The organism is Curtobacterium sp. MCPF17_021, from assembly GCF_003234605.2.
GTDB lineage: Bacteria > Actinomycetota > Actinomycetes > Actinomycetales > Microbacteriaceae > Curtobacterium > Curtobacterium flaccumfaciens.
Map to the genome: position 1 here is coordinate 634,403 of NZ_CP126252.1, position 25,493 is coordinate 659,895.

At 69.6% G+C, this 25,493-nt stretch carries 24 protein-coding genes; 13 read left to right on the forward strand and 11 right to left on the reverse strand.

Annotated elements, in window-relative coordinates:
- Positions 1–5: 5 nt before the first annotated feature.
- From DEJ29_RS03100 to DEJ29_RS03110, 3 genes are read right to left on the reverse strand one after another with little or no spacing between them, the layout of a single operon-like run.
- Positions 6–1,139, reverse strand: a complete 1,134-nt coding sequence (locus tag DEJ29_RS03100; RefSeq protein WP_181438187.1) for a glycosyltransferase family 4 protein — start codon at positions 1,137–1,139, stop codon at positions 6–8.
- The gene (locus tag DEJ29_RS03105; protein WP_111094987.1) at positions 1,126–2,241 is read right to left on the reverse strand and encodes a glycosyltransferase; all 1,116 of its coding nucleotides are present in this window, start codon (positions 2,239–2,241) and stop codon (positions 1,126–1,128) included. The genes DEJ29_RS03100 and DEJ29_RS03105 overlap by 14 nt, the downstream gene beginning before the upstream one ends.
- Entirely contained in the window at positions 2,234–2,764 is a 531-nt protein-coding gene (locus tag DEJ29_RS03110; protein ID WP_239001400.1) for an LbetaH domain-containing protein, read from the reverse strand. The genes DEJ29_RS03105 and DEJ29_RS03110 overlap by 8 nt, the downstream gene beginning before the upstream one ends.
- A gap of 119 nt (positions 2,765–2,883) precedes the next feature.
- Here DEJ29_RS03110 and DEJ29_RS03115 point away from each other — a divergent pair, with 119 nt between their 5' ends.
- Positions 2,884–4,134, forward strand: a complete 1,251-nt coding sequence (locus DEJ29_RS03115; protein WP_258375941.1) for a glycosyltransferase family 4 protein — start codon at positions 2,884–2,886, stop codon at positions 4,132–4,134.
- Between the two features lie 25 nt (positions 4,135–4,159).
- Here the strand turns inward: DEJ29_RS03115 and DEJ29_RS03120 are convergent, their stop codons facing one another.
- Both DEJ29_RS03120 and DEJ29_RS03125 read right to left on the reverse strand, forming a co-directional pair.
- Positions 4,160–4,591: a serine O-acetyltransferase gene (locus DEJ29_RS03120; RefSeq protein ID WP_111094984.1), complete on the reverse strand. Its 432-nt coding sequence runs from the start codon at positions 4,589–4,591 to the stop codon at positions 4,160–4,162.
- Complete coding sequence (locus DEJ29_RS03125) at positions 4,588–5,712, reverse strand: glycosyltransferase family 4 protein (RefSeq protein ID WP_181438186.1); 1,125 nt, start codon at positions 5,710–5,712, stop codon at positions 4,588–4,590. Before DEJ29_RS03125 ends, DEJ29_RS03120 begins: the two co-directional genes overlap by 4 nt.
- 243 nt (positions 5,713–5,955) lie before the next feature.
- Between DEJ29_RS03125 and gmd the strand changes: the two genes are divergently transcribed.
- The 4 genes from gmd to DEJ29_RS03145 all read left to right on the forward strand — a co-directional run bounded on the left by gmd (position 5,956) and on the right by DEJ29_RS03145 (position 10,754).
- Positions 5,956–6,984, forward strand: a complete 1,029-nt coding sequence (gmd, locus tag DEJ29_RS03130; protein WP_111094982.1) for a GDP-mannose 4,6-dehydratase — start codon at positions 5,956–5,958, stop codon at positions 6,982–6,984.
- On the forward strand, positions 6,984–7,955 hold the full coding sequence (locus DEJ29_RS03135) for a GDP-L-fucose synthase family protein (RefSeq protein WP_111094981.1): 972 nt from the start codon (positions 6,984–6,986) through the stop codon (positions 7,953–7,955). The genes gmd and DEJ29_RS03135 overlap by 1 nt, the downstream gene beginning before the upstream one ends.
- A gap of 35 nt (positions 7,956–7,990) precedes the next feature.
- Entirely contained in the window at positions 7,991–9,811 is a 1,821-nt protein-coding gene (locus DEJ29_RS03140) for a DUF4012 domain-containing protein (RefSeq protein ID WP_111094980.1), read from the forward strand.
- Between the two features lie 379 nt (positions 9,812–10,190).
- Positions 10,191–10,754 carry a hypothetical protein gene (locus DEJ29_RS03145; protein WP_110864288.1) on the forward strand — a complete coding sequence of 188 codons (564 nt, stop codon included), beginning with the start codon at positions 10,191–10,193 and terminating at the stop codon, positions 10,752–10,754.
- 69 nt (positions 10,755–10,823) lie between these two features.
- Here the strand turns inward: DEJ29_RS03145 and DEJ29_RS03150 are convergent, their stop codons facing one another.
- Entirely contained in the window at positions 10,824–11,288 is a 465-nt protein-coding gene (locus DEJ29_RS03150) for a VanZ family protein (protein WP_111094979.1), read from the reverse strand.
- A 259-nt stretch (positions 11,289–11,547) separates the two neighbouring features.
- Here DEJ29_RS03150 and DEJ29_RS03155 point away from each other — a divergent pair, with 259 nt between their 5' ends.
- The 3 genes from DEJ29_RS03155 to DEJ29_RS03165 all read left to right on the forward strand — a co-directional run bounded on the left by DEJ29_RS03155 (position 11,548) and on the right by DEJ29_RS03165 (position 18,083).
- Positions 11,548–11,877 carry a hypothetical protein gene (locus DEJ29_RS03155; RefSeq protein WP_111094978.1) on the forward strand — a complete coding sequence of 110 codons (330 nt, stop codon included), beginning with the start codon at positions 11,548–11,550 and terminating at the stop codon, positions 11,875–11,877.
- A gap of 119 nt (positions 11,878–11,996) precedes the next feature.
- Entirely contained in the window at positions 11,997–12,326 is a 330-nt protein-coding gene (locus DEJ29_RS03160) for a hypothetical protein (protein ID WP_258375940.1), read from the forward strand.
- A gap of 225 nt (positions 12,327–12,551) precedes the next feature.
- Positions 12,552–18,083 carry an Ig-like domain-containing protein gene (locus DEJ29_RS03165; protein ID WP_146248332.1) on the forward strand — a complete coding sequence of 1,844 codons (5,532 nt, stop codon included), beginning with the start codon at positions 12,552–12,554 and terminating at the stop codon, positions 18,081–18,083.
- 86 nt (positions 18,084–18,169) lie between these two features.
- Here the strand turns inward: DEJ29_RS03165 and DEJ29_RS03170 are convergent, their stop codons facing one another.
- The 3 genes from DEJ29_RS03170 to DEJ29_RS03180 form a co-directional block, all read right to left on the reverse strand.
- Entirely contained in the window at positions 18,170–18,901 is a 732-nt protein-coding gene (locus DEJ29_RS03170) for an SOS response-associated peptidase (protein ID WP_111024260.1), read from the reverse strand.
- A gap of 107 nt (positions 18,902–19,008) precedes the next feature.
- The gene (locus tag DEJ29_RS03175; RefSeq protein ID WP_111094975.1) at positions 19,009–19,644 is read right to left on the reverse strand and encodes a hypothetical protein; all 636 of its coding nucleotides are present in this window, start codon (positions 19,642–19,644) and stop codon (positions 19,009–19,011) included.
- Between the two features lie 3 nt (positions 19,645–19,647).
- Positions 19,648–20,334 carry a hypothetical protein gene (locus DEJ29_RS03180; RefSeq protein WP_111094974.1) on the reverse strand — a complete coding sequence of 229 codons (687 nt, stop codon included), beginning with the start codon at positions 20,332–20,334 and terminating at the stop codon, positions 19,648–19,650.
- 258 nt (positions 20,335–20,592) lie between these two features.
- Between DEJ29_RS03180 and DEJ29_RS03185 the strand changes: the two genes are divergently transcribed.
- Entirely contained in the window at positions 20,593–21,024 is a 432-nt protein-coding gene (locus DEJ29_RS03185; RefSeq protein ID WP_111094973.1) for an organic hydroperoxide resistance protein, read from the forward strand.
- A 10-nt stretch (positions 21,025–21,034) separates the two neighbouring features.
- Positions 21,035–21,421 carry a YchJ family protein gene (locus DEJ29_RS03190; protein ID WP_111094972.1) on the forward strand — a complete coding sequence of 129 codons (387 nt, stop codon included), beginning with the start codon at positions 21,035–21,037 and terminating at the stop codon, positions 21,419–21,421.
- Between the two features lie 33 nt (positions 21,422–21,454).
- On the opposite strand, the gene DEJ29_RS03195 is transcribed toward DEJ29_RS03190, so the two are convergent.
- The gene (locus DEJ29_RS03195) at positions 21,455–22,321 is read right to left on the reverse strand and encodes a shikimate dehydrogenase family protein (RefSeq protein ID WP_181438185.1); all 867 of its coding nucleotides are present in this window, start codon (positions 22,319–22,321) and stop codon (positions 21,455–21,457) included.
- A gap of 58 nt (positions 22,322–22,379) precedes the next feature.
- Between DEJ29_RS03195 and DEJ29_RS03200 the strand changes: the two genes are divergently transcribed.
- Entirely contained in the window at positions 22,380–23,387 is a 1,008-nt protein-coding gene (locus tag DEJ29_RS03200) for an iron-siderophore ABC transporter substrate-binding protein (protein WP_258375939.1), read from the forward strand.
- A gap of 114 nt (positions 23,388–23,501) precedes the next feature.
- Here DEJ29_RS03200 and DEJ29_RS03205 read toward each other — a convergent pair whose 3' ends face one another.
- Positions 23,502–23,906: a DUF1304 domain-containing protein gene (locus DEJ29_RS03205; RefSeq protein WP_111094969.1), complete on the reverse strand. Its 405-nt coding sequence runs from the start codon at positions 23,904–23,906 to the stop codon at positions 23,502–23,504.
- A gap of 60 nt (positions 23,907–23,966) precedes the next feature.
- On the opposite strand from DEJ29_RS03205, the gene DEJ29_RS03210 reads away from it, so the two are divergent.
- Positions 23,967–24,290, forward strand: coding sequence for a chorismate mutase (locus DEJ29_RS03210; RefSeq protein ID WP_111024253.1), 324 nt, complete (start codon positions 23,967–23,969; stop codon positions 24,288–24,290).
- Positions 24,287–25,375 carry a lactonase family protein gene (locus DEJ29_RS03215; protein ID WP_111094968.1) on the forward strand — a complete coding sequence of 363 codons (1,089 nt, stop codon included), beginning with the start codon at positions 24,287–24,289 and terminating at the stop codon, positions 25,373–25,375. Before DEJ29_RS03210 ends, DEJ29_RS03215 begins: the two co-directional genes overlap by 4 nt.
- The last annotated feature ends 118 nt before the right edge of the window (positions 25,376–25,493 follow it).

Genomic DNA, 25,493 nt, shown 5'->3' on the forward strand with positions numbered 1-25,493 from the left:
TGGCTTCAGCGCTGGTCGAGTGCGCCGAGGAAGACCGAGGCAAACGCGGCCGGCGTGTGCTCGAGGATCTCCGGGGCGCTGATGTGGCCGCACCAGTTCGACTTCGATGCGACGAGCGCCTCCGCGAGGGAGCCGAGGTCGGGAGCGCAGGTATAGACGCCCCGCATGTGCTTCGTCGAGGCGGCGACGCCGCTGCTCTCGGTGACCACCGCGTGGAGACCGGCTGCCAGTCCCTCGTTGACGACGAGCCCCCACACCTCTTCGGAAGATGGGAGGACCAGGGTGTCGCTCGCGATCACTTCGTCGATCGCGGCGTCGTTCTCCATCGTTCCCGTGAGCGTGACGTGCTCATTGAGGTCCAGCGTCCGAACACGCTCTTCCAACGTGCTTCTTTCGGGCCCGTCGCCGACGAAGACGAGGACGTCGTCCGGCCCACGGACATTCGCGAACGCTTCCAAGAGCAGAGCGGGTTGTTTTCGGCTGATCAACTGTCCGACGAAGATGAATCGGTGTCCGCGCGACTGCTGGTCGCTGGCCCGAACGGAACGCGCTCGATCTGCGATGTGCTGCACATCGACGGCGTTGAATCCGCGATGGATGCGCTCGGCGGCGACACCGAAACTCTTGAGAGCGGCCTCCGCATCGGCGCCTGGGACGACGATCGCGTCGAGAGAACGCATGAACAGGCTCCGTGCGCGTGCGATGACTCCGGAGCGGTGACGGTTCGTCTTGAGGGTGGATTCGTAGAAGCCGACGGTACGGATCCGACGGAGTTTCGCGACGAGCAGGAGCTGCCAGTACGCGGGGGACTCCCACCCTCCGAGCAGGACTGCGCTCGGCTTTCGCGTGAAGGCGAATCGAGGGTCGAGGAGCGTGTACAGGCTCGTTTCACCCCTGCGCAGCTTGAGCGTGCGAAGTGTCCGGTGTCGCAGCCCTCGAAGCCCACGCTCAGACCAGTCGGCGGGGCGACGCCCTTCGCGGACACGCTGCCGGTCGCTTTCAAGGAGGAACACCGTGAGGTCAGCCCGGCCCGCGATGTGTTCCCAGACCGGGACCCGGTAGGGAGCCGCGATGTTCGTGAACCAATGCAGGACCGGCAACCGCCCCCGGCTGCGCGCCACGGCGTCAGGCTCCGGCATCGTAGACATCCTGCAGGCCTTCGACCACCTGGGACATCGAGAACCGCTCCTGCGCAAGTTGTCTCGCTCGGGCACCCGTCTCGGCTGTCGTCTGAGGTGAGTGCAACGCTTCCTCCATTCGCACCCGCAACTCGTCGACGGATCCGAAGGTCCATCCCGCCCGCGCCGCCGAGATGAGGGGGGCGAGCGCGGAGGTGTGGTGCACGATCGGCGGCGTCCCGACGGACATCGCCTCCAGGATGGTCATGCCGAAGGGCTCGTCGGTGGCCGGCTGAACGAACACCTCAGCCGACTTCATGTGGTCGATGACCTCGTCTGGGGCGACCGGTCCGACGAGCGCGACCCGCTCGCCCCCAGGGAATCCGGTCAGTGCGCTGCGGACGTTGGAGAGGTCGCCTTCGTCGGGCCCAGCGATCCGGAAGGTGTCGTCCGGGTAACGGCTCGCCAGCTCTGCGGCCGCAGTAGCGAACACGGTCGCTCCCTTTCGCGGGTGAAGCCGGCCGAGGAAGAGCGCACCTTGCCGGCGTCGTGGCTCGGCATCGTCGTGCACCGGGATGCCGTTCTCGAACAGCACCGAACGCGTCGCCCCGTCCGACAGCCGAGCTACTTCCTGCCGCTCGTCGGGGGTGAGTACCAAGGCTGCCCGGGCGGCTGAGACCACGCGGGCGGTCATCAACGAATCGACGATATGCGCCGACCGCCTCGGCGAGGCATCGATCATCCCGTGGGTGTGGATGACGTAGGGGAGCGATCGTCTGCGCAGCGCCATGGCGATCGGCAGCGTGACGAGGTCGCGCGCGAGGTGGACGTGGAAGATCTCCCTGCCGGTGAGTCCGCGAAGGACCTTCCGCCGGAGGCCAGGCGCGACCGTGGTTGCGAAACCCATCCCCGGGACGAGGCTCCGGGAGCGAGCAAGCTGCAGTGGCACGCCGTGCCACTCCGTCGGCAGTGTCTCGAAGCCGTCTGCTCCCGCGAACACTGAGGACTCGATGCCACGACGGCGTTGCTCAGCCGCGATGTCGAGCGCGACCTTCGTGGGACCACCGAAGCGGCCGTCGGGGGAAACGAGTGTGACCACGTGTCGAACGGGGCGCTCATCCATGCCGCGTGCCCGTCACGACTGCCGGGTTCCCGACCGCGATCGAGTTCTCGGGGATCGTGCCACGGACCACCGAGAGCGGCTGCACGAGTGCTGACCGACCGATGTGAGCGCCACCGAGGACCACACAACGAGCCGTGACCCAGGCCCCGTCCTCGATGACGACAGGCCGAGTGATCAGCCCCATGTCCCGCCGGTGTGCGTGACTCCCGGTGGTCACGAACGTGTCCTGCGACACGACGGCGTCGTGGCCGATGGTCACGTGGTCCTGGTTGTGTATCCAGACGCCCTCGCCGATCCAGCTGTCGTTGCCGATGCGGAGCTTCCAGGGAAAGCGCACCCGAGTGCGGGGGCGGAAGATCACGCCGTCGCCGATGTCCGCTCCGAAGCGGCGTAGCACGGCGACGCGGAGCCGCGAGCTGATCTGGAGGGGGTTCGTGACGAAGAGCAGTTCTGCGATGCCCCAGAGGTACACGATCGGTGCCGGCCGTCCCCAGGACGTGCGCTCTCCGGGTGCGGCTCGCAAGCTGATGATCCGGGGCCGCCCCGATGGCTCTTTGTCGAGGTTCACAGTTCAACGTCCCGTACTCGGTCGAGGATGTCCCCGGCTGTTACTGTCCTCGGGTGTCTTCCCGAGTCTCTGTCGTGATCTTCGCACAGAACTACGCACCGGAGCCGAGCGGCAACGCGCCGTACGTCACCTCACTCGCGGAAGGGCTGCAGGCGAGCGGGGAATTCGACGTGACGGTCGTCGCTGCGCATCCGTACTACCCAGATTGGAAGATACGAGCGGGGTACGGGCAGTGGAAGCGTGACGAGACGCTCCGTGGTGTCCGCCTCCGCCGGAAGTTGCACTACGTCCCTCGCCACCCCACCGCGCTCCGCCGCCTCGTGTCGGAACTCTCCTTCGGCGTCCGTTCAGCTCTTTCCTCTTGGGGGCGGCCCGACGTGGTCGTCCTCGTGTCTCCGAGCATGTTCGCGAGTGCGGTGACGATGCTCCGGTTGAAGCTGTTGAACCCGCGTACGCCGGTCCTGGCCTGGGTGCAAGACCTCTACAGCCTCGGAGTCCGCGAGACCGGAGGCCGCGCGGAGGTCGCCAAGGTGGTCACCGCAGTCGAATCGTGGCTGTTCCGGAGCGTCGGCAGCGTGATCGTGATCCATGAGCGTTTCCGGAACACGGTCAGTTCGCTGCTCGGAGTCGGAGCCGACCGCGTGCGAGTCATCCGGAACTGGACTCACATCAGCCCGGTCGACGGAAGCCGCCGTTCCGCAGCGCGGTCGAAGCTGGGGTGGGGCGATGCCGAGATCATCGCGCTGCACACCGGCAACATGGGCGTCAAGCAGGGTCTCGAGAACGTGGTGCGTGCGGCTGCGCTCGCAGAACAGCGCGGTGCCCAGGTCCGGTTCGTCTTCATCGGCGGAGGCAATCAGCGAGATCGTCTCGTCGCCATGGCCGATGGTCTGACCCAGGTCGATTTCATCGGCTCGCTGCCGGATGACGAGTACGCGCTCGCTCTGGTCGCAGCAGACGTTCTGCTGGTCAACGAGCTGCCCGGCGTTTCCGGGATGGCGGTGCCGAGCAAGCTGACTTCGTACTTCGCAGCGGGACGACCGGTGATCGCGGCGACGGACGCAGGGGGCGTGACCGAAGAGGAGGTCACGGCTTCGAAGGCCGGGGTGTGTGTCCGAGCGGGCGACCAACGAGCGCTGTTGGATGCGGTGATCGAGGTCGGTGCTGATGCCGAGCGCTCATCGCAGATGGGGCTCGAAGGAGTTCGTTACTACGAACGGCTCCTTTCTCCTGATTCGGCCATCGACGCGTTCAAGCAGGCGCTCCAGGACGCGCGCCGACCCAGCACGCCGAAGCGGACGCGTCGCGCGTCTCATCGAGGCTGAAGCCTGATTCAAGGAGCCGGTGTCGTCAGCGGGTGCCGATCTTCCGTGCCGGACACCCTGCCCAGACCTCACCGGCTGGAACGCTCTTCGTGACGACGGCGTTCGCTCCGATGACCGCGCCTTTGCCGACGGTCAGGAAACCACGGGCACAGACGATCTTCGCTCCGGCACAGATGATGACGTCGTCTTCGATGATGAAGCCTTTGAGGGGAGACTCGGGTTCTGGTACCCAGACGTCACCGCGTCCGATGGTCACACCGTGGTAGATCGTCACGTTGTTCCCGATCACGGTGCGCGGATGGAGGACGACCCCGAATCCTCGGTGCATGACCCGCAACCCGGATCCGATCTCGACGTGCGCCGGTATCTCGATCCCGTAGAGGGACAGGAGTTCCCGCGCCGCGCGCCGGAATGGTCCACGGCGAGCCCTGATCACGCGGTCCAGAAGCGACATCATGCTCTCGAACGTCGGAGGAGTTGTTCGATGGACTGTTCCATCCTGTCCACCATGTCTTCGAGCTTGTACTCGCCGAACCGAGACTCCGCGGCGCGAGCCAGCTGACCGGCTTCGTCTGGGCGGGCCACCAGCCCGTCGAGAGCGACGGCCAGCGCTTCGGGTGAATCGTCCGTGACGATCGAATCGATGCCCGGTCGGAGGTACTCGAACTCAGGAGCGTGGAACGCCGATTCCGCCGTGACGATGGGGAGCCCGAGGGCGAAGCTCTCCGGAGCGATCAGTCCGACTCTGCCCGGATTGAAGACACCCACGCAGATTCGGGCCATGAGAGCCTTCTCGCGATCGCCGGCATAGCCGATGGAGTGCACTTGCCCTCGTTCGACCGCTGGATCCAGGAGATGCTCCAGATGACCTCGCCCGGCAACCACGAATCGCGCCGGTGACCTCCTCTCCCACAAGACGTCGAGGGTCGAGGCAAGGAGGTCTACTCGTTTGCTCGCGTCGAGACCACCGATGACCGCGAAGTGAGGCCCGCCACCGACACCGAGCTCTGCACGAGCAACCCCCTCGGGCTGTTCACGTGCAGCAGTAACTGCCCGACGAAGCGCGACTGTGTCCGAGGTGTTGCTGAGAACCGAGACCTTGGCTGGATCCGCGCCGTACGCGACTGCGAGGTCCCCTCCGCTCGGCGTGTACGCGAGGACCGCATCTGCCCGCCGCACCTGCCAGCTCCGCAAGGCCCTCGAGACGAACGAGTCCCGAGTGACATAGGAACCCACGTGGCCCCACACCCCAGTCGGAGTGGCGCCGAGTAGCGCTCGATAGGAATAGATCGCTCCGGCCGCGAGCTCGACGACGACCGCATCCGCTGAGGCCCATGCGGACGGCGCCGGGGCCGTGCGTAACGTCGCCGGACCCAGCTTCAGCGACTTGGTCTTGAAGATGTGGTGCCGAACGTCGGAGAGCTCGACGCTGTCCTGGCGCTCGCGTTGCTCGAAGTCCGGCGCTCCCGACACGATCACCAGTTCGTGGCCGTTGGAACGGAGTCGCCGTCCGAGTTCGGAGAAGAGCGCCGATCGATAAGCCGGAACGTAAGGCTGCACGATCACGATCTGGGCCACGGCGCCACATTTCTCATCGGTCGGTCCCCTGGAAACAGTCTGGGGAGTGAGTGGGATCGTAGCGCTCGCGTATCCGAGCGTGGGTGACTGCGGAGGACTGTCCCGTACGCGCATCGAGACAGGGAAATGTCGCGCGCTCGGCACCGTGCCGATGTCGTGTCACCTTGAGGACGTCCGTATGCTCAGGAGCCGGAGGGGCCGCCGGATGACCGACGGGCTCCATAGTGAGAACTGGGGAATCGTTTGACGAAGCGGGCGCTCATCACCGGCATCACCGGCCAGGACGGCTCGTACCTGGCCGAGCTGTTGCTCCGGAAGGGGTACGAGGTACACGGGCTCATTCGTCGTGCGTCCACGTTCAACACCTCGCGGATCGACCACCTGTACGTGGACCCGCACAACCCCGACGCGAAGCTGTTCCTGCACTACGGAGACCTGGGAGACGGTGCGCGGCTCGTCAGCCTCCTCAGTGAGCTGAAGCCCGACGAGGTCTACAACCTCGCGGCGCAGTCACACGTGCGCGTGTCGTTCGACGAGCCGGAGCACACCGGTGACGTCACGGGCGTGGGCACGATGCGCATGCTCGAGGCCGTCCGGGTGTCCGGCATCCACACGCGCTTCTACCAGGCGTCCTCCTCCGAGATGTTCGGCGCGACCCCGCCGCCGCAGAACGAGGAGACGCCGTTCTGGCCGCGTTCTCCGTACGGCGCCGCGAAGGTCTACAGCTACTGGGTGACCCGGAACTACCGCGAGGCCTACGGGATGTTCGCGGTCAACGGCATCCTGTTCAACCACGAGTCACCGCGTCGCGGTGAGACGTTCGTCACCCGGAAGATCACCCGCGCGGTCGCTCGGATCAAGGCCGGCCTCGAGGACCACGTGTACCTCGGCAACCTCGACTCCGTCCGCGACTGGGGGTACGCCGCCGAGTACGTCGAGGGCATGTGGCGGATGCTGCAGGTCGACGAGCCGGACGACTTCGTGCTGGCGACCGGTGGCGACTTCACGGTCAAGGACTTCCTCACCACCGCCTTCTCGCACGCCGGGCTGAACTGGGAAGACCACGTTCGGTTCGACGAGCGATACCTGCGACCGAGCGAGGTGGACGCCCTGGTCGGCGACGCCTCGAAGGCCAAGGAGAAGCTCGGTTGGGAGGCGACCGTCGACACCGCCGAGCTGGCGAGGATCATGGTCGACGCCGACATCTCGGCGCTCGAGCACGAGGGCCGCCCGTGGATCGACACAGTCCAACTCGAGAGCTGGGGTTCCTGATGGCCGCGTCCGACTTCACCCCCGGTCCGCTCGACCGGGCTGATCGCGTCTATGTCGCCGGACACCGAGGCCTTGTGGGTTCGGCGGTCTGGCGCAAGCTCGAGTCGGAGGGCTTCACCGACGTGGTCGGACGGACGTCGTCCCAGCTCGACCTGAAGGACCGCGGCGCGGTCTTCGCCTTCTTCGCGGACCAGAAGCCGAAGCACGTCGTGCTCGCCGCCGCCAAGGTGGGCGGGATCATGGCGAACAACACGTACCCGCACGACTTCCTGAGCGAGAACCTGCAGATCCAGGTCAACGTGATGGACGCCGCGGTGGAGCACGGTGTCGAACGGCTCGTGTTCCTCGGTTCGTCCTGCATCTACCCGAAGATGGCCGAGCAGCCGATCCACGAGGACGCACTGCTCACGGGCCACCTCGAGCCGACGAACGACGCCTACGCCATCGCCAAGATCGCCGGGATCCTGCAGGTGCAGGCCGTCCGTCGGCAGTTCGGCCGTCCGTGGATCTCGGCGATGCCGACCAACCTCTACGGTCCGGGCGACAACTTCTCGCCGACCGGGTCCCACGTCTTGCCGGCGCTCATCCGCCGGTACGACGAAGCCGCTCGCAGCGGCGCACGGACCGTTGAGAACTGGGGGACCGGGGCGCCCCGTCGTGAGTTCCTGCACGTCGACGACATGGCGGCAGCGGTGTTCCACCTCATGGAGCACTACGACGGTCCTGACCAGGTCAACGTCGGTACCGGGTCGGATGTCACGATCAAGGAGATCGCCGAGACGATCGGCAAGATCGTCGGGTTCGAGGGCGAGACGGTCTGGGACACCACCAAGCCGGACGGCACCCCGCAGAAGCTGCTCGACGTGTCGAAGCTGGCGGACGCTGGATGGACGGCGCAGATCGGCCTCGAGGACGGGCTCCGCAGCACCATCGACTGGTACCGCGAACACGCGGACTCCGTCCGGCAGTGACGGGTGTGGGACGTACGGAACCGTAGGATCGCCTCATGTCCGACCAGCCCGAGTCGCGACGCACTGCAGTACGCCGGGGGTCCAGGGCCCGGGTCGTCCTGTGGGTCGTCCTCGCCCTTGTCCTGCTGCTGATCCTCGCCGTCGCCTGGGTCGGTGTCCGCGGCATGCTCGCAAAGGGGCACCTGGAGCGGGCCGTCGGGGACGTCGACACCCTCCGGTCGCAGCTGACCAGTGGTGACACCGGCGCCGCGCAGAAGACCGCGAGGCATCTCGAGGACGAAGCAGCGTCGGCTCGATCACTGACCGGCGACCCCGTGTGGGGCGCGGCACAGTCCGTACCGTTCTTCGGGACCAACCTGCGGGCCGTGCGCGACATCTCGGTGATCGTCGACGACGTCGCCAGCGATGCCGTCAGTCCCGTCGCCGGCGTCATCGACGGCCTCGGGTCAGATTCGTTCGCGCCGAAGAACGGCAGGATCGACCTCCAGCCGATCGAGGACGCGCAGCCGGCGGTCGCCCAGGCCACGAAGACGCTCCAGCAGGCACGTGCCGACGCGTCGCGGATCGACACCAGTGGAACGCTGTCGCCGGTCACCACCGCCGTGGGACAGCTGCGGAACGCGCTGTCGTCAGCGTCCGAGCAGGCGGTCGCGGCGAACCGCATCGTGCAGCTCGCGCCGGCCATGCTCGGTCACGACGGGGACCGGAACTACCTCCTGCTGTTCCAGAACAACGCCGAGTTGCGCGCGGGTGGTGGCATCCCCGGCGCTTTGGCGCTCCTCCAGGTCAAGGACGGCGCGATCAGCCTGGGGAGCCAGGCATCGGGGTCCTCGTTCGGGGAGTACGACAAGCCGGTACTGCCGCTGACCGCCGACACGCGTGGGCTCTACGGGGAGATCACCGGCGAGTACATGCAGGACGTCACCCTCACGCCGCGCTTCGACGTGTCGGCGAAGCTCGCCCGGGAGATGTGGAAGCAGCGGTTCGGGCAGCAGGTCGACGGCGTGCTCGCCATGGATCCTGTGACGCTGAGCTACCTGCTCAGGGCGACCGGCCCCGTGCAGCTGCCGACCGGCGACACCTTGACCGCGGACAATGCCGTCCAGCTGCTGCTGAGCGACGTGTACGCCAAGTACCCCGACCCGGTCGTGCAAGACGCGTTCTTCGCGTCCGCCGCCAGCGCGGTGTTCGACAAGGTCGCGTCGGGCGGGTTCGACACGAAGGCCTTCGTGTCGGCGCTGACCCAGAGCTCCAATGAGGGCCGGCTTCGCCTCTGGAGCGTCGACAAGGCGGAGCAGGGCCGGCTCAGTGGGACACCGGTCGCTGGAGAGCTGCCGACGGCGACCACGGACTCGAGCCAGTTCGCCGTCTACCTGAACGACGGCACCGGCGCGAAGATGGACTACTACCTCCAGAAGCGCGTCTCGGTCGGTAGTTCGGTGTGCCGGAAGGACGGGCGTCCGACGTCCGTCGTCCAGATCACCATCAAGAACACGGCACCGGCCGATGCGGCAACGAGCCTCCCCGAGTACGTCACCGGCGGTGGGGACTTCGGCGTGGAGCCGGGCAAGATCAAGACGCTCCTCGCCGCTTATGCACCGGAGAACGCGATCTTCCTCGGGGCCACGAAGGACGGCAAGACCGTTCCGGTGCAGACAGCGACCGACGGCGGGCACCCCGTGGCCCAGTTGCAGACCCTGCTCGCCCCCGGCGAGAGCCTGACCTACCGCGTCGCGTTCCTCGGCGAGGCGAAGTACGCGAAGGCGGGGGTGCAGGCGAACTCGACTCCTGGCGTCCGGCAGACCGAGACGAAGCCCCTCACGTTCGACTGCGAGCAGCCGCTTGCCGCGGGCTGACAACGGAACCTCCGCAAAGCGAACCGAGGGTGCGCCCCCACTCCGAGGGGCAACGCGCCAACCTGTCCGGGTGCAAAGGCCCTTGATCGGACGCACAGCGTGCTCTGGTTCACACCGCTGGGGCCTCTCAACTGGGGTTTCGGGTGTGTGAAGCCTCGATGGACCGACGGTAGAGCCGGGCGACGGGCAGCGGACGTGGATGAACACACGTCGACCAATGAACAAAATCCACGTGATCTGGTATCAAGCTGGGAAACTCCGCTAGATTGAGACAACTTCGCCATAACAACCGCCATTTCTGTGGCTGGGGTCAACCACCGGCGAACAGCGGGCTCTGGGTGTCAGGGTCTGGATTTTCAGATCTTTAGGGGAACCATTCATGAAGAAGCTCATCGCAGCGGTGGTGCTGGCTGGCGCCGCACTGCTCGCCACTCCGGCCGTCGCCAACGCCGCCGGCTACACGCCTGACTCCGACGTCTCCGTCTCCGGCTCCGCCGTCGCCGGTGGCACCGCTTCGGTGAACTTCACCGAGGGCGCGTTCCAGGACAACGAGACCGTCAACGTCCAGGTCACCGGTGCCGGTGCGGTCACGCTCGGCGCGCTGCCGACCACGACCGTCTCGAAGACCTACACGGCCGCTTCGGATGGCTCGCTCGACGTCAACGTCACGTTCCCCCAGGGCGCCTCGGGCACCTACAACCTGACCGCCACCGGCGCCACCTCGGGCGTCGTCGGCTTCGCGGCCTTCACCGTCGCCCCGGCTGACGCTGCTGCGGTTCCCGCAGCTGGCGCCGGTGCTGGCAACGGCACCGACGGCACGCTGGCCTTCACGGGTTCGACCGTCTCCGCCCTGGCCCTCTGGGTCGCCGGCGGCGCAGTCGTCCTCGGTGGTGGCCTCCTGCTGGTCCGCGGCTCGGTCCGCCGCCAGCGCGAGTCCGTCTGAGTCTCGACACACTGAACGAAGCCCCCGGGGCATCTGCTCCGGGGGCTTCTTCGTGTGCGGAGGACGTCGTCAGCGACGCCGGGCCGCCCGGCTGAGCAGCAGCACACCCACCACGGCCCCCAGGAGCGCCCCCACGCCGTTCGCGACGACGTCGTCGATGGTCGCGGTGCGGGCGGGCAGGAACAGCGCCTGACCGGTCTCGATGCACGTGCTGACGACGAGCCCCGCGGTGATGGCGGCCCACCACCAGCGGGCACCGGCGAGCAGCACCACGAGCAGGCCGAGCGGCACGAAGTAGACCACGTTCGCCAGGGACTCCACGGTGGCGTAGTCGATGCGCTCCGGCAGGCCGTGCCGGTGCGCGGCAGCGAGGACACGGGTGAGCCACGGGCCGCCTGCGGCGTCGACGGGGGAGCCCCAGAACCCGACGAGCGCCAGGGCGACGCCGTAGGCGATCGCCAGCCCCGTCGCGAACCGACGGCTGCGCCAGGTGGCCGGGGCGCGGTCGTCGACGCGGGGCTTGTCGGAGGTCACGTGCCGACGCTAGCGAGTCGCGCCTCCAGACCGGTGTCCGCGCCGTTTCGTCCCCCGATCGCGTCGATCCGGAAAACGAGTACCCCGATCCTGGCGCTGTACCCCGGAAGTGCGACGCACCTGCCCGGAAATCCGGGGCTGCCCGATGGATGGCATTGACGGAACCCGTGAATCCACGGGCCTCGCTGGCGGTCCCCTCGGCCCTTCTCGTAGCGTTCTGGTGTCAGCAGATGTACCCCGGATCGTGAAGGAGAGCGACATGAGCATCACCGTGAACAACGCGACGCAGGCCGAGGTCACCCTCGACACCGACACCGTGGACACCATCGCGATCCTCGAAGCCGATGCAGCCCTCTCCTCGCGCCCCATGCGCGCCAAGGTCACCTGGGTGCAGGAAGACCAGGGCGAGTGGATCGCCGGCTACGGCGGGTACTTCGGCGGCAGCGTCGACAAGCGTGACGACCGGTACGTGGCCTCCGACACCTTCGGGCTCGTCGTGGGCGATTTCAACTCCCTCGAAGAGGCACAGGCCAAGCTCGAGGACCAGCTGCACGTCATGCTCCCGCCGGTCATCCGGCCGGTCGAGTGACGACGACGGACACCAGCCCCACCGGCGTCGAGCGCGACGCCCGCACCACCCGGAACCACCGGCACCACCGGCACCACCGGCACCACCCAGTACGCAGCACAGCACGAAGGAGCAGCACCATGAGCACGACCGTCGCCCACCGCCAGCAGGCCGAGGTGACCCTGGACACCCAGACGATCGAGGTCATCGCCGAGATCGAGGCCCAGGTCGTGGCTCCCGTGCAGGCAGCCCCCGTCCGCATCTCGTGGGCCCAGGCCGACACCGGCCTGTGGGTCGCGAACTACGGCGGCTACTACGGCGGCACCGTCGACCGTCAGGGCACCCACTTCTTCGTCTCCGACACCTTCGGTGAGTACGTCGGGGACTTCCGTTCGCTCGACGAGGCGAAGGCACGTCTGGCCGAGCGCCTGCACGTGCTGCTGCCGGACGTCATCCGTCCGACCGCGTGATCCGCTGCTGATCGCTCCCTGATCCTCGAACCCCCGCCGGCCCTGCCGGCGGGGGTTCTTCGCGTCCGCGGCGTACCCCCTGAACGAGTGGTCCCCCCTATTGGGGACCCGGTTTGTCCCCATCCGAACTCGAAGAACTGCCAGGATCAACCTGGCGCCAACGACCGTTCTCCCTGATCCTCCGGTCGGTCTCGGTGCCCGCATCGTCTCGACCCGAAAGTGATCATGCAGCGTACGAACCCGGGCACCGCTGTGCCCAGAAGCCGTCCCGGCCTGCGCGCCGTCGCCGTGCTCGGCGCCGCGCTCCTCGCCGGCGTCGGTCTGACCCAGGCCGTCGTGGCCGACCCCGCCGCCGCAGCCGGCGCGCTGTCCTGCGACCAGAACACGCTGTACGGCATCAACACCGCCGCGAACCAGCTCGCCGCCATCGACGCCACCACCGGTGCCGTCACGAACGTCACGAGCATGGCGCCGGGCGACAACGCCCTCGCGGTCGCCCGCAACGGTGTCGCGGCGTACGCGTCGATCAACAACGGCAACACGATCACCGGGTACAACGCGGTGAGCGATGCGCGGATCGCCGACGTGACCGACGCGGACCCGAACGGCAGTCACCAGCTGCTCCGTGGTGCGATCAACCCGGCGACCGGCATCTACTACTACGCGAGCGGCGCGAACCCCGCGTACCTCGGTGCGTACGACACGAAGACCGGCGCGAAGATCGGCCAGGTCGGCACCATCGGCAACCTGCTCACCAACAAGAACGGTGACATGGCGTTCAGCACCCGCGGGCTGCTGTTCGTCGTCACCGGCAACGAGATCCGTCGTGTCGACACCGAGACGGTCCCGACGACCGCGGGCACCACGGCTCTGACCACCTCGAAGGTCGCGACCCTGCCGATCGACGCGAGCACGAGCGGCAGCCCCGGCATCGCGTTCTCGTCCGACGGCTACCTGTTCGCCTCGGTCGGCTCCACGATGTACAAGATCGATCCGGGTTCGGGCGCGCAGGTCAGCACGTTCACGATCGCGAACGGCTACGCGCCGAGCGACCTGGCGTCCTGCAACTACGCCAACACCCTGGCGGCGCAGTCGAGCGTCGACCAGCGGTGGAGTCCGTCCGACCAGTTCGGTCTGGCGGTGACCGGGGGCGGCGTCTCGACCGGCAACACGGCCACCACCAACGGCACGGCCGCCGGCACCCAGCCCCAGAAGGCGGGCGCGGTCCTGTCGACCCCGAACAAGACCTACACGGCCCGCCAGACGGCGGTGGGTACCACCGACCCGTCGAACTACACGACCACCTGGAAGGCCGTGAACCTGAACAGCGACGCGGTCGTCGCCAGCGGCACCGGCACCACGGGGACCTTCACGTTCCCGGCAGCCACCACCGCGGACGGCACGGACGTCCTGGTCACCTTCACGAACACGTTGAAGGCCACGCACGTCCGCACCAGCAGCGACACCGCCACGACCCCCACCGGCACGGCGCTGTCGGTGCCCGCGTCCTCGGGCGTGCTCGCGAACGACCAGGGGACCGGCCTGTCCGTGGTCTCGAACACCACGCCGGCGCACGGCACCGCCACGGTCGCCGCCGACGGCTCGTACACGTACACCCCGGCCGGCGGGTTCTCCGGCTCGGACACGTTCCAGTACACGGCGAAGGACTCCTCCGGGCAGACCTCGACGAGCACCGTGACCGTCACCGTCGCACCGAAGGGCTCCGACGACGCCTACAGCGTGCACGCGGGCACCGTGCTCACGGTGAACGCCGCGGAGGGCGTCCTGACGAACGACCGCGGGTCGGACCTGACCCTCACCGGTCACGGTCAGCCGTCGCACGGTCTGGTGAAGATCGCCGCCGACGGGTCGTTCTCCTACGGCGCCGACAAGGGGTACTCCGGCCCGGACTCGTTCACGTACACCGCGAAGGACGGCTCCGGCGCGACCGTCACCGCGACGGTGCGGCTCACCGTCCTGCCGACCGCGACGGCCGATGCCGCCACCGCGACGGCCGGGTCGACGACGACCGGCAACGTGCTCGACAACGACCTGGGCACCGGCCTGACGGTCACGGGCAACAGCACCCCCGCGCACGGTTCGGCGACGGTGCGTCCGGACGGCTCGTACTCGTACACCCCGGCCGCCGGGTTCTCCGGCACCGACTCCTTCACGTACACGGTGACCGACGGCAGCGGCGGGACCGACACCGTCACCGTGACCGTGCAGGTCGCCCCGGCCGCGCAGGACGACACCGTCAAGGTCGCCGCGGGGGGCGCGGCCACGGCCGACACCCGTGCGACCGGCGTGCTCGGCAACGACTCCGGCACCGGGCTCACCGTGGCGTCGAACACGTCCCCCTCGCACGGTGCGCTGACGCTCGACAAGGCCACCGGTACGTTCACGTACACGCCGGCCGAGGGGTACTCCGGCCCCGACGCGTTCACGTACACGGCGGTCGACGGCTCCGGTTCGCCGAGCACCGCGACCGTCACCATCACGGTCAACCCGACCATCGGCGCCGACACCGCGTCGACGGACTCCGGCACCCCGGTGACGATCGACGTGCAGGCGAACGACCGTGGCTCGGACCTCGAGACCACGATCGTCACCGGTCCGTCCCACGGCACGGCCGTCGTCGCAGCGGACGGCTCGGTCGAGTACACGCCGACCACCGGAGCGTCCGGCACCGACTCGTTCACCTACACGGTGACCGACGGCAGCGGCGTCACCACCGGTGCGGCGACCGTCACGATCTCCGTGCGACCCGTCGCGACCGCCGACACGGTGTCGACCCGGGCCGACCAGGCGCTGACCATCGATGCCGCCACCCTGACCGGCAACGACCGGGGCACGGGGCTGACCGTGACCGATGTGACCCCGGGCGGGGCCGCCGGTAGCGGCACCGGCAACAGCACCGGCGAGACGGGCACCGGCAGCGGCGCCGGCGAGACCGGCGCCGCCCGCGGCACCGTCACCCTCGACCGTGCCACCGGCCGCGTCGTCTACACCCCGGCCGACGGCTTCTCGGGGACGGACACCTTCACCTACACGGTGGTCGACGGAGCAGGCCGCTCCACGACCGGCACGGTCACGGTCGTCGTCGGTCCCCGCGCCACGGCCGACACCGCCACCGCCACCGCCGGCTCGACGCTGACCGTCGCGAAGGGCGACGGCGTGCTCGCGAACGACCGGGGCGCCGGCCTGACCGCGACCGTCGACCAGCAGCCCGCACACGGCACGGTCGAGCTCGCGGCGAACGGTTCGTACGCCTACACGCCGAAGGACGGCTTCTCGGGCACGGACACGTTCACCTACACGGCGACGGACCCCGCCGGCCGCACCACCACCGGCACCGTGACGGTCACGGTGCGCCCCGGCACGGAGGCCGACACCGTCACCGTCGCGGCGGGTGGCAGCACCACGGTCACCTCCGGCGCCCTGACGGGCAACGACCACGGCACCGGCCTGACGGTCGTGTCCGTCACCGACGGGAAGAACGGCACCGCGACCCGCAACGACGACGGCACGATCACGTACACGCCGAAGGACGGCTTCTCCGGCACGGACACCGTCACCTACACGGTGACGGACCCGTCGGGCGCCACGAACACCGGCACCGTGACGGTCACCGTCACCCCGGTCGCCGGTGGTGGGTCGACCGAGGCCGAGGCCGACGCCACCACCACCGTGCCGGTCGGCTCCGGACTGCTCGACGGTGCGAAGGGCACCGACCTGGCGGTCACCGACCACACGAACCCCTCGCACGGTGACGTGACGGTCGACGAGGACGGCTCCTACACGTACAAGCCCGAGCCGGGCTACTCCGGCCCGGACGGGTTCGACTACACGGTCACCGACGGCTCCGGCGGGACGACCACGGGCACCGTGACGATCGTCGTCGCCCCGAAGGCCGCCGCGGACACCGCGACGACGAGCGCCGCGACCCCGGTCGACGTCGCCGTCACCGGCAACGACTCGGGCACGAAGCTCGCCGTCACCGCGGTCTCGAAGCCCGGCCACGGCACCGCGACGATCACGGGCAGCACGACGCCCGGCGGCACCGGCGGCGGCGCAACCGGCCCGACCGGAGCCAGCTCGGTCACGTACGCGCCCGCCGACGGGTTCTCCGGCACGGACACGTTCACCTACACGGTGACCGACCCGACCGGCGGCACCGCGACGGCGACCGTCACCGTGACCGTCACGCCGACCGCGGTCGCCGACGCCCTGCGCACCGCGGCGAACACCGCGCTGCCGATCAGCGGCGCGACCCTGACCGGCAACGACCGCGGCACCGGTCTCGCCGTCACCGCGCACGGCCGCGCCGAGCACGGCACCGTGACCGAGGGCACCGAGCCCGGCTCGCTCGTCTACACCCCGGCGAAGGGCTTCTCCGGCGCGGACACGTTCGAGTACACGGCGACCGACGGCGCCGGACGGACCTCGACCGCGACGGTCACGGTCGTCGTCGGCGTCGCCGCGGTCGACCACTGGCACACCATGTCGACCAACCGCAGCATGCGCATGACCGCCGACAAGGGCGTGCTGGTCGGTGACTCCGGTCGTGGGCTCTGGGCCGCCATGGAGACGAAGCCGTTCTACGGCACACTCTCGCTCGAGAAGGACGGCTCGTACGTCTACACGCCCACGTCGAACTGGTCCGGCCGTGACTGGTTCACCTACTCGGCCAACGACGCCGACGGCACCGCGGCGTTCGCGCGCGTCATCATCGACGTCGCCCCCGCCGCGAAGGACGACAAGGCCACGACCACGGCCGGCAAGACGGTCCGGGTCGCGGGCCACGGCGTGCTCGGCAACGACCACGGTGACGCCCTGACGGTCGTCGCGGTGGGTCAGGCCCGTCACGGCGCGGCCTCCATCGCCGCCGACGGCACGTTCGTCTACACCCCGGCGAAGGGCTTCTCGGGCACCGACACCGTCACGTACCGTGCGCAGGACTCGATGGAGCAGCAGGTCGACGCCACCGTCACGATCACGGTCGGCATCGCCGCAGCGGACGACTCCGGGCACACCGTGTCCGGCACACCCGTCACCCGCGACGCCCGCCACGGCCTGCTCACCGACGACCAGGGCACCGGCCTCACCGCCGCCCCGGCCCGGAAGTCCGCCCACGGCACGGTGACGATCCAGCGGAACGGCGCGTACGTCTACACCCCGGCCGCCGGCTTCACCGGCACGGACACCTTCACCTACACGGTGACGGACGCCTCGGGGCAGACGGCCACCGCCACCGCGACCATGACCGTGGTCGCCGCGGCGGTCGCCACCGACGACTCCGCCACCGGGGTCGTCGGACACCGGGTCGTCGTGGATCCGCTCGACAACGACTCCGCCACCGGCGGCGCCACCTTCGAGCCGGGCACGCTGCACCTGCTCCACCCCGAGTCCGGCACACCGACCGACCGCGTGGTCGTCGCCGACCAGGGCACGTGGACCATCCGCGACGGCCGGGTCGTCTTCACCCCGCAGGAAGGCTTCACCGGAACCACCTTCGTCGGTTACGAGGTCACCGACAGCGCCGGACAGACGGTCAGCGCGACCGTCACGGTCCGGTTCCCGACCGGGCTCGCCGCGATCGTCCACGGCACCGAGCTCGCCTTCACGGGCGCGACCGGGCTGGTCGGCCTCGGGCTCGCGGCACTCGCGCTCATGCTGGCGGGCGTGCTCCTGGTGACCCGACGACGGATCGCGGTCCGCGTCGCGCCGGGCATCCGCCGCAGCACACGTCCGTAACAGGGCAGCGGACTGGAGGCCCGGATCACCGCAGCAGACCCGCTGCGGTGATCCGGGCCTCCTGTCCGCGCGCGGGGCGCGACCGCCTACGCGACGGGTGCGATGAGCTGCGGTCCGTCGTTCCGCACGCTGTTCACCGTGCGGGAGACCTCGTACTGCTCCAGGCCCGCGGCCACCGCCAGCGACTCGTGGTCGAGCAGGGCAAGCAGGTCGTCTGACCGGAGGTCGCCGCCGAGCCAGTCGTCGTAGCCGTCGGGCGTCAGGAACGCCGGCATGCGGTCGTGGACCTCGCCCGGGGCGACGTGGGCGTCACGGGTGATGATCGCGAGCGACAGCCGCCACTTGTCCGGGTCACCCTCGGGCTTCGTGGGGTCGGGCCAGGCACTGACCACGCCGGCCATCGCCAGGGCGCCGCCGGGTTCGTGCACGAAGTGGGGTTCCTTGCCGTCCTCGCGCACCACCCACTCGTAGTACCCCTGCGCCGGGACGATGCAGCGGTTCGTGGCGAAGGCCCGCTTGAACATGCCGCTCGTCGCGACCGTCTCGATGCGGGCGTTGATCGGCTTCGGGCGCTGCTTCTGGAAGTCCTTCGCCCAGCTCGGCACGAAGCCCCAGCTGATCTGCGGCAGTTCCCGTTCGCCGTGCCGCTGGCGGACGGCGTACACGGGGTCGGTCGGGGCGACGTTCCAGCTCGGGGCGAGGCCGGGGTGCACCTCGCCGGTGTCCTCGTCGACGTGCTCGGTCCGGGCGGCGAGCTCGCCCATGAGCTCGGGCAACAGATCAGCCGTGGTGTCGGAGACGACGAACCTTCCACACATGCGCCCAGTGTGCCCGTCGCCGCCGACAGTGGTGCGCGTCGGGGTGTCCTGTTCCGCTTCGTGAGCAGGAATGGTCGAGTGCCCCACAGTGACTCGACCATTCCTGCTCACGAAGTGGGGCGTGCGGGGGTCTCGGGTGCGGGTGCGGGCTCGAGGGACTCGGCGGCCAGGCGGGCTCGTTCGGAGCGGCCGAGGTGGACGAAGTACTCCGACAGCCCGATCGTGTACACGGCGATCAAGAGCACGTGGAACCAGCTGGCGGGCCCGAGGACGAACGCCCCGAGGACGGCGACGAGCCCCGAACCGAGCAACGGTGTGACGCGGGCGAGCATGCCGATCAGCCCCCGCCGCAGCATGACGGTGTCGGTGCGGACGGTCTCACGGTGCTCCGGCAGGACCGCCACCGGCCGACGCTGCACGTAGAGCTGCGTGGCTCCCCGGGCGGCGAGCTGCCACGAGGGCCGCACCTGCCGACCGTTGATCGTCGTCGAGGGGTCCGGCGGTTGCCACGTCGGGATGCACGCGAAGGCGAGCAGTCCGACGCCGAGCGCCAGCAGCACCATCGCGACCACACTGCGGACCGGGGTGGTCCCCGTCCAGTCGACCCGGGCCTCCAGGACGGCCATGCCGACCAGCGCGACGATCGCCGCGAATCCAGACCACAGAGCAGCACGACGGACGCGTGCCGGATCCAGCACGTCCGTGACGTGCCGGCGGAAGACCTGCCAGCCGAGCGTGAACACGGGTCATTCCTCCGGCAGGGCGAGCTTGCTGCCGCTCCGTGCGCCGGGACGGCCTCGGGGTGGCAGGGGCGGAGGGACCGGCGGGAGCGCTTCGGCCTCGACGCGGAGCTGCTCCTGGCGTCCGAGGGTGCGCAGTCCTCCGATCCCGGTGACGGCGCCGCTCAGGGGCACGACGAACCAGAAGGCGGACAGCCCGACGAGCCCGTCGCCGGCCGGCACGGTGGCGACGTTGACCACCACGGTCCCGACGAGTGCGAGGGCCCAGCCGCCGAGCAGCAGGAAGCCGCGGAACGCGCCGCGGACGATCAGGTCGCGGGTCTCGGGCATGCGGTCGAGGACGGCGTCGCGGTGTTCCGGCTCGACCGGAGGCGGATTGCGGCGGTAGTACCGGGCGACGGCCTCCTGGGTGCGCCATCCGATGCCGGGGATCGGCGGGACCGCCCACCCCTTCGGGCCGATCGGGACGAAGCACGAAACGATGCCGCCGACCCCGGCCGCGAACAGCGCCGATGCGACCAGCCACACCGCGAGGGGGACCGAACCGTCGTCGACGAGCAGCGCCAGCCCCTGGAGCCCGATGAACGCGACCACCGTGACGATGGTGGCGACGACCACGACACGACGGCGGTACTGCGGTCCGATGAGTGCGGGGAACCGCTCCCGGAACACCTGCCACCCGATCTTGAACACTCATCATGTCTACCCGGTGCTGATGCGGGGTGCCCGGACGGACGGTCGTCCTCTCGTTCGTGAGCAGAAGATGTCGGGTGCGGGCGGGGGACCCGACATCTTCTGCTCACCGAGCGACGCGCTCGCATCCGCACCGCGCGCCGGCCCCGCGCAGCCCCCACCCGGACACGCCCGAGCGCCCTGCGCCCGGAGCCGCCGCACCCGCGACGTGGTGCTCCCGCTCAGGGTTCGTCCAGGCGAGCACGGTGACCTCGGACCATGAGTCTCGACATCGTCTACACCGCCGCTGCCCACGCCACCGGAGGCGGCCGCGACGGACACGTCCGCAGCGAGGACGACCGGCTCGACCTCGACACCCGCCCGCCCAAGGAGATGGGTGGCAGCGGCGAGGGCACCAACCCCGAGCAGCTCTTCGCCGCCGGGTACGCCGCGTGCTTCCTCGGTGCCCTGCACGCCGCCGGCAAGGAGCTCGAGGTCGACACCACCGGCGCCGAGGTCTCCGCCGAGGTCGGCATCGGCGGCACCGGCAACGGCGACGGCGCCTTCGGTCTCGCCGTGGAGCTCGACGTCTACGCCCCGAACGCCCCGCAGGAGCAGCGCCAGCGACTGGCCGAGCGTGCACACGAGATCTGCCCGTACTCGAACGCCACCCGCGGCAACATCACCGTCACGCTGTCCATCGTCGACTAGCGTTCGGCCGGTGGTCACCGACACGACGCGCTGCCCCTGCCTGAGCGGCAACCCCTACGGGGAGTGCTGCGGCCCCCTGCACGCCGGGGCCGTGGCGCCGACCGCGGAACGGCTCATGCGCTCCCGCTTCAGCGCCTTCGCGCTGGGCCTGCCGGAGTACCTGCTGCTCACCTGGCACCCGCGCACCCGCCCCGCGGGTCTCGAGCTGGACCCGACCCAGCGCTGGACCCGGTTGGACGTGCTGGCGACCACCTCGGGAGGCCCGTTCGACTCCCACGGCACCGTCACGTTCCGCGCGTGGTGGCGATCCGACGACGACCGCGGCACGCTCGAGGAGACGAGCGACTTCGTCCGCGAGCAGGGGCGATGGTTCTACGTGGACGGCCTGGTCGCCTGACCCACGTCGTCGTCGTTGTCGTCGACGCCGGGGCTAGCTGCCGATGACGGCGGGCAGGTCGACCGCGGTGCGCATCGCCCGGCGGACCCCCGCCTCGTCGGGGAGAATCTCGTCCTCGTCACCGGTCAGGAAGAACCGGATCTGCCCGATCGCCTGCTCGGTGAGCATGTCGAGGCCGTTCAGTACGCGGCCCCCGGCGTCGGTCCAGCGGCTGGCGACCACGGTGGGCCACGGTTCGTAGGCGACGTCGAACAGGACGGCGTCGGGCCCCGACGGACCGAACTCGAGCGGGTCGGCGGCACCACCCGGCAGCGTCGAGAGGACGAACCCGTGGTGCGTGCCGGCGACTTCGGTCAGGGGATGCACCTCGAGCGTCACCCCGAGCCGGACGGCCAGGTCGACCAGCGCGCGGGTCTTCGCGGTGTCGCGGACGAACACCCGGACGAGCGATGCCCCGAGCCGGACGGCAGCGGTCAGGGCGCTCGCCGCGGTGGCTCCGCCGCCCAGGATGGTGGCCTCGCCGGGCAGGTGTCCGAGCGCCTCGACCGGGCGGACGAGCCCCTGTACGTCGGTGTTCGCGCCGGCTCGGACGACCGTGGAGCCCTCGAGGCGGAACGCGACCGTGTTGGCGACCCCGAGCTCGTCGACGAGCGGGGTGGTGCGGTCGAGCAGCGGCAGGACCTCGCGCTTGAGCGGCATCGTGAGGCTCAGCCCACGCCATTCCGGGCCCAGCCCCGCGACGAACGCGGCGAGCTCGCCGGACGCGACCTCGTGCCTCCCGTACGTGAAGGGCAGGTCGAGCGCATCGTAGGCCGCTGCGTGGAGCGTGGGCGAGAGCGAGTGCGCGATGGGGGAGCCGAGCACCGCGAGGTGCGTGCGGCCTGGATCGGTGAACGCCACGGTCACCCAGCCTAGCCAGCCGTGTTCCTGAGCACCCCGTTAGGTTAGGCTACCCTTCGTGAACCGTTCTCCCTTGCGTCTCCGACGCGTGCTCGCCGCAGCCGGCGCCGTCGTCGCAGCGTCCCTCGTCCTCGCCGGATGCGCGTCCGGCTCCGGCTCCTCGACCGACTCGGCGTCGTCGGGGTCGTCCGACGCCGCGTTCCCGGTCTCGATCACGACCGGCCTCGGCACCACCACCATCGAGTCGGCACCGAAGCGCGTCGTCGCGCTCGGGTGGGGCGACGCCGAGACCGCGCTCGAGCTCGGCGTGCAGCCGGTCGGTGCGAGCGACTGGCTCGCGTTCGGCGGTGACGGTGTCGGTCCGTGGCTCAAGGGTGCGTACGACAAGTCGCCGAAGATCATCCAGACGCTCGAGCCGAGCTACGAGGACATCCTCAAGCTCAACCCCGACGTCATCCTCGACGTGAAGTCCTCGGGAGACAAGGAGCGGTACGACAAGCTGTCCGCGATCGCGCCGACCGTCGCGATCCCGAAGGGCGGCGAGAACTACCTCGCCTCGACCGAGCAGCAGACGACCATGATCGCGAAGGCGCTGGGCAAGGAGTCCGAGGGCAAGAAGCTGCTCTCCGGCCTCGACGACGCGTACGCCGCAGCACGCAAGGCGCACCCGGACTTCGAGGGCAAGACCGCCGTGGTCGGTGCCTACAGCTCCGAGGGCTTCGGGGCGTACGCCTCCACCGACAGCCGTTCGACCTTCATGCGGAACCTGGGCTTCGAGATCCCGAAGGCCATCGACGAGCAGGCCGGCAAGGAGTTCTCCGTGCACCTGTCCGACGAGAACCTCGACCTGCTCGACGCCGACCTGACGCTGATCCTGCCGATCTACGTCGACGCGTCGGAGGCCTCGTCGAACAAGCTGTTCCAGAAGGTGCCGTCGGTCGAGGCCGGGCACGCGATCGTCTTCGACGACAAGGACGTGTCGTCGGCGTTCTCGATGGGCACCACGGCCGCGATCGAGTGGGCGCTCGACAAGCTGCCGGCGCAGTTCGAGGAGAAGCTCGGCTAGGGCTGGTCGTCGCTGCTGGCCGGTTCCGCTGGTCAGCACCGCGAAAGCGACAGGGGGCCGCCGATGTTCGGTGGCACCCTGTCGCTTTCGCAGTTCGGGGGAGGGGGAGCGGGGCTAGACGCCGATGGTGGAGCCCAGCAGCGCGAAGAGCAGCGCGATCAGGGGGAGCGTGCCCTGCTTGAACGCGGAGTTGACGTACTTGCGACCCGAGCCGAGCAGGATCACCGCGGCACCGAGCATGCTCGCCGTCGAGAACACCACGAGGGTCCAGCCGCTCACGGTGTTGCCGGCCAGTACGAGCACGACGCCGAGGATCGCCCCGATCGCCAGGAACAGGTTGTAGAAGCCCTGGTTGAAGGCGAGCGAGCGGGTCGCCGCGGCTTCGGTCTCGGAAGCGATGCCGAAGATCCGGCGCGCTTGCGGACTGGTCCAGATGACCGATTCGAGGAAGAAGATGTACACGTGGATGAGGCCCGCGAGGACCGCACAGACACCCGAGATCACCAGCAGGACCGACATGTGCACATTCTCGCAGCAGCGGGCCGGGTTCCGCTGCACGTCCGCCAGTAGGCTCGGACCATGAACGACGACGTCACCCTGTCCGAGGCCGACGCGAGCGCCGTCGCCGAACTGCGGAGCATCCGGCAGAGCATCGACAACATCGACGCCGCCGTGATCCACATGCTCGCGGAGCGCTTCAAGTACACGCAGCGCGTGGGGCACCTGAAGGCCGAGTCGGGCATGCCCGCCGCCGACCCGGACCGCGAACGGATCCAGGTCGCACGGCTCCGGTCGCTCGCCGCCGACTCCCACCTCGACCCCGCCTTCGCCGAGAAGTTCCTCAACTTCATCGTCGCCGAGGTCATCCACCACCACGAGCGCATCGCGGGCCGCGACGAATGAGCGCCGAGCTGCCGTCGCTGCTCATCGGGTCGTACACGGCGACCGGTGGCGGCAACGCCACGGGCATCTCGCTGGTCGACGCCGGACCGGTCGGAGCCGTTCCGGCACCCCGGACCGTCGCGGTGCTCGACGACCCCTCGTTCCTCGCCGTCTCGGGTGACCGGGTCTACGCGGTCTCCGAGACGAACGACGGCGCCGTGTCGGCCTTCCGGCTGCAGGGTGGTGCACTCGAGCACCTGTGGGACGCCCCCGCCGGCGGAGACGCCCCGTGCCACGTGCGGGTCGACCCCTCGGGCGCGCTCGTCGTCACGAACTACGTCTCCGGTACGGTCACGGCGATCTCCCTCGCCCCGGCCGAGTCGCACGCCGCCTCGGTGACCGCCAGCGACGGCGTGGTGCTGCACGGGGACGCCGACCAGCGCTCCGTGCCGGCCGAGGCCGTCGCGGTCGCCGTGCTGCCCGACGCCACGGGTCCTGACGACGACCGCCAGGACGGCCCGCACGCCCACCAGTCGATCGCCACCTCGGACGGCACGGTGCTCGTCGCCGACCTCGGCGGCGATGCCCTGCACGAGTTCCGCGTCACGGTGTCGGCCGACGGGGTCCCCGCCATCGAGGCGCTCCGCGTGCACCACGTGACCCCCGGCGCCGGCCCGAGGCACATGGCCTGGGTCGACGGTGACCTGCTCGTCGCCGGTGAGCTCGACGGGCGTGTGCACCGCCTGCGCCGCGACGACTCCGGGTCGTTCGTGACGATCGCCGCCGTGCCGACGTTCGACGGTGCCGTGGGGGAGTCGCTGCTCAGCCACATCGAGGTCGACGAGGCCGGCCGCGTGTACGTGACTGTGCGCGGGCGGGACCTGCTCGTGGTGCTCGACGCTCGTGACGGCGGGCTCGCCGTCGTCGGGTCGGTGCCCTGCGGTGGGGTCTGGCCGCGGCACTTCGCGCGGGTGCCCGGGTTCGTCCTGGTGGCGAACCAGATGTCCGACGCCGTCGCCGTGCTGCCGCTCGACGCCGAGGGCATGCCCGGCGAAGCCGTCGCGCAGATCCCGGTCGGCACGCCGACCTGCGTCGTCCCGCTCTGACGCCGGCGTGTTCGTGCCCGCGTGACGCCGGCGTGTTCGTGTGACGCCCCGAAGTCGTCGAGACGCCACCGAATTCGGCGGCGTCTCGACGACACCGCGGCGTGCGAGCGATACGCCG

What these genes read in the sequence shown, in the direction of transcription:
- DEJ29_RS03155 (WP_111094978.1), top strand. Translation starts at nt 11,548, where the DNA reads ATGAGCATCACCGTGAACAACGCGACGCAGGCCGAGGTCACCCTCGAC.
- DEJ29_RS03140 (WP_111094980.1), top strand. Translation starts at nt 7,991, where the DNA reads ATGTCCGACCAGCCCGAGTCGCGACGCACTGCAGTACGCCGGGGGTCC.
- DEJ29_RS03100 (WP_181438187.1), bottom strand. Translation starts at nt 1,139, where the DNA reads ATGCCGGAGCCTGACGCCGTGGCGCGCAGCCGGGGGCGGTTGCCGGTC.
- DEJ29_RS03165 (WP_146248332.1), top strand. Translation starts at nt 12,552, where the DNA reads ATGCAGCGTACGAACCCGGGCACCGCTGTGCCCAGAAGCCGTCCCGGC.
- DEJ29_RS03210 (WP_111024253.1), top strand. Translation starts at nt 23,967, where the DNA reads ATGAACGACGACGTCACCCTGTCCGAGGCCGACGCGAGCGCCGTCGCC.
- DEJ29_RS03215 (WP_111094968.1), top strand. Translation starts at nt 24,287, where the DNA reads ATGAGCGCCGAGCTGCCGTCGCTGCTCATCGGGTCGTACACGGCGACC.
- DEJ29_RS03105 (WP_111094987.1), bottom strand. Translation starts at nt 2,241, where the DNA reads ATGGATGAGCGCCCCGTTCGACACGTGGTCACACTCGTTTCCCCCGAC.
- DEJ29_RS03160 (WP_258375940.1), top strand. Translation starts at nt 11,997, where the DNA reads ATGAGCACGACCGTCGCCCACCGCCAGCAGGCCGAGGTGACCCTGGAC.
- DEJ29_RS03145 (WP_110864288.1), top strand. Translation starts at nt 10,191, where the DNA reads ATGAAGAAGCTCATCGCAGCGGTGGTGCTGGCTGGCGCCGCACTGCTC.
- DEJ29_RS03205 (WP_111094969.1), bottom strand. Translation starts at nt 23,906, where the DNA reads ATGTCGGTCCTGCTGGTGATCTCGGGTGTCTGTGCGGTCCTCGCGGGC.
- DEJ29_RS03185 (WP_111094973.1), top strand. Translation starts at nt 20,593, where the DNA reads ATGAGTCTCGACATCGTCTACACCGCCGCTGCCCACGCCACCGGAGGC.
- DEJ29_RS03120 (WP_111094984.1), bottom strand. Translation starts at nt 4,591, where the DNA reads ATGATGTCGCTTCTGGACCGCGTGATCAGGGCTCGCCGTGGACCATTC.
- DEJ29_RS03170 (WP_111024260.1), bottom strand. Translation starts at nt 18,901, where the DNA reads ATGTGTGGAAGGTTCGTCGTCTCCGACACCACGGCTGATCTGTTGCCC.
- DEJ29_RS03135 (WP_111094981.1), top strand. Translation starts at nt 6,984, where the DNA reads ATGGCCGCGTCCGACTTCACCCCCGGTCCGCTCGACCGGGCTGATCGC.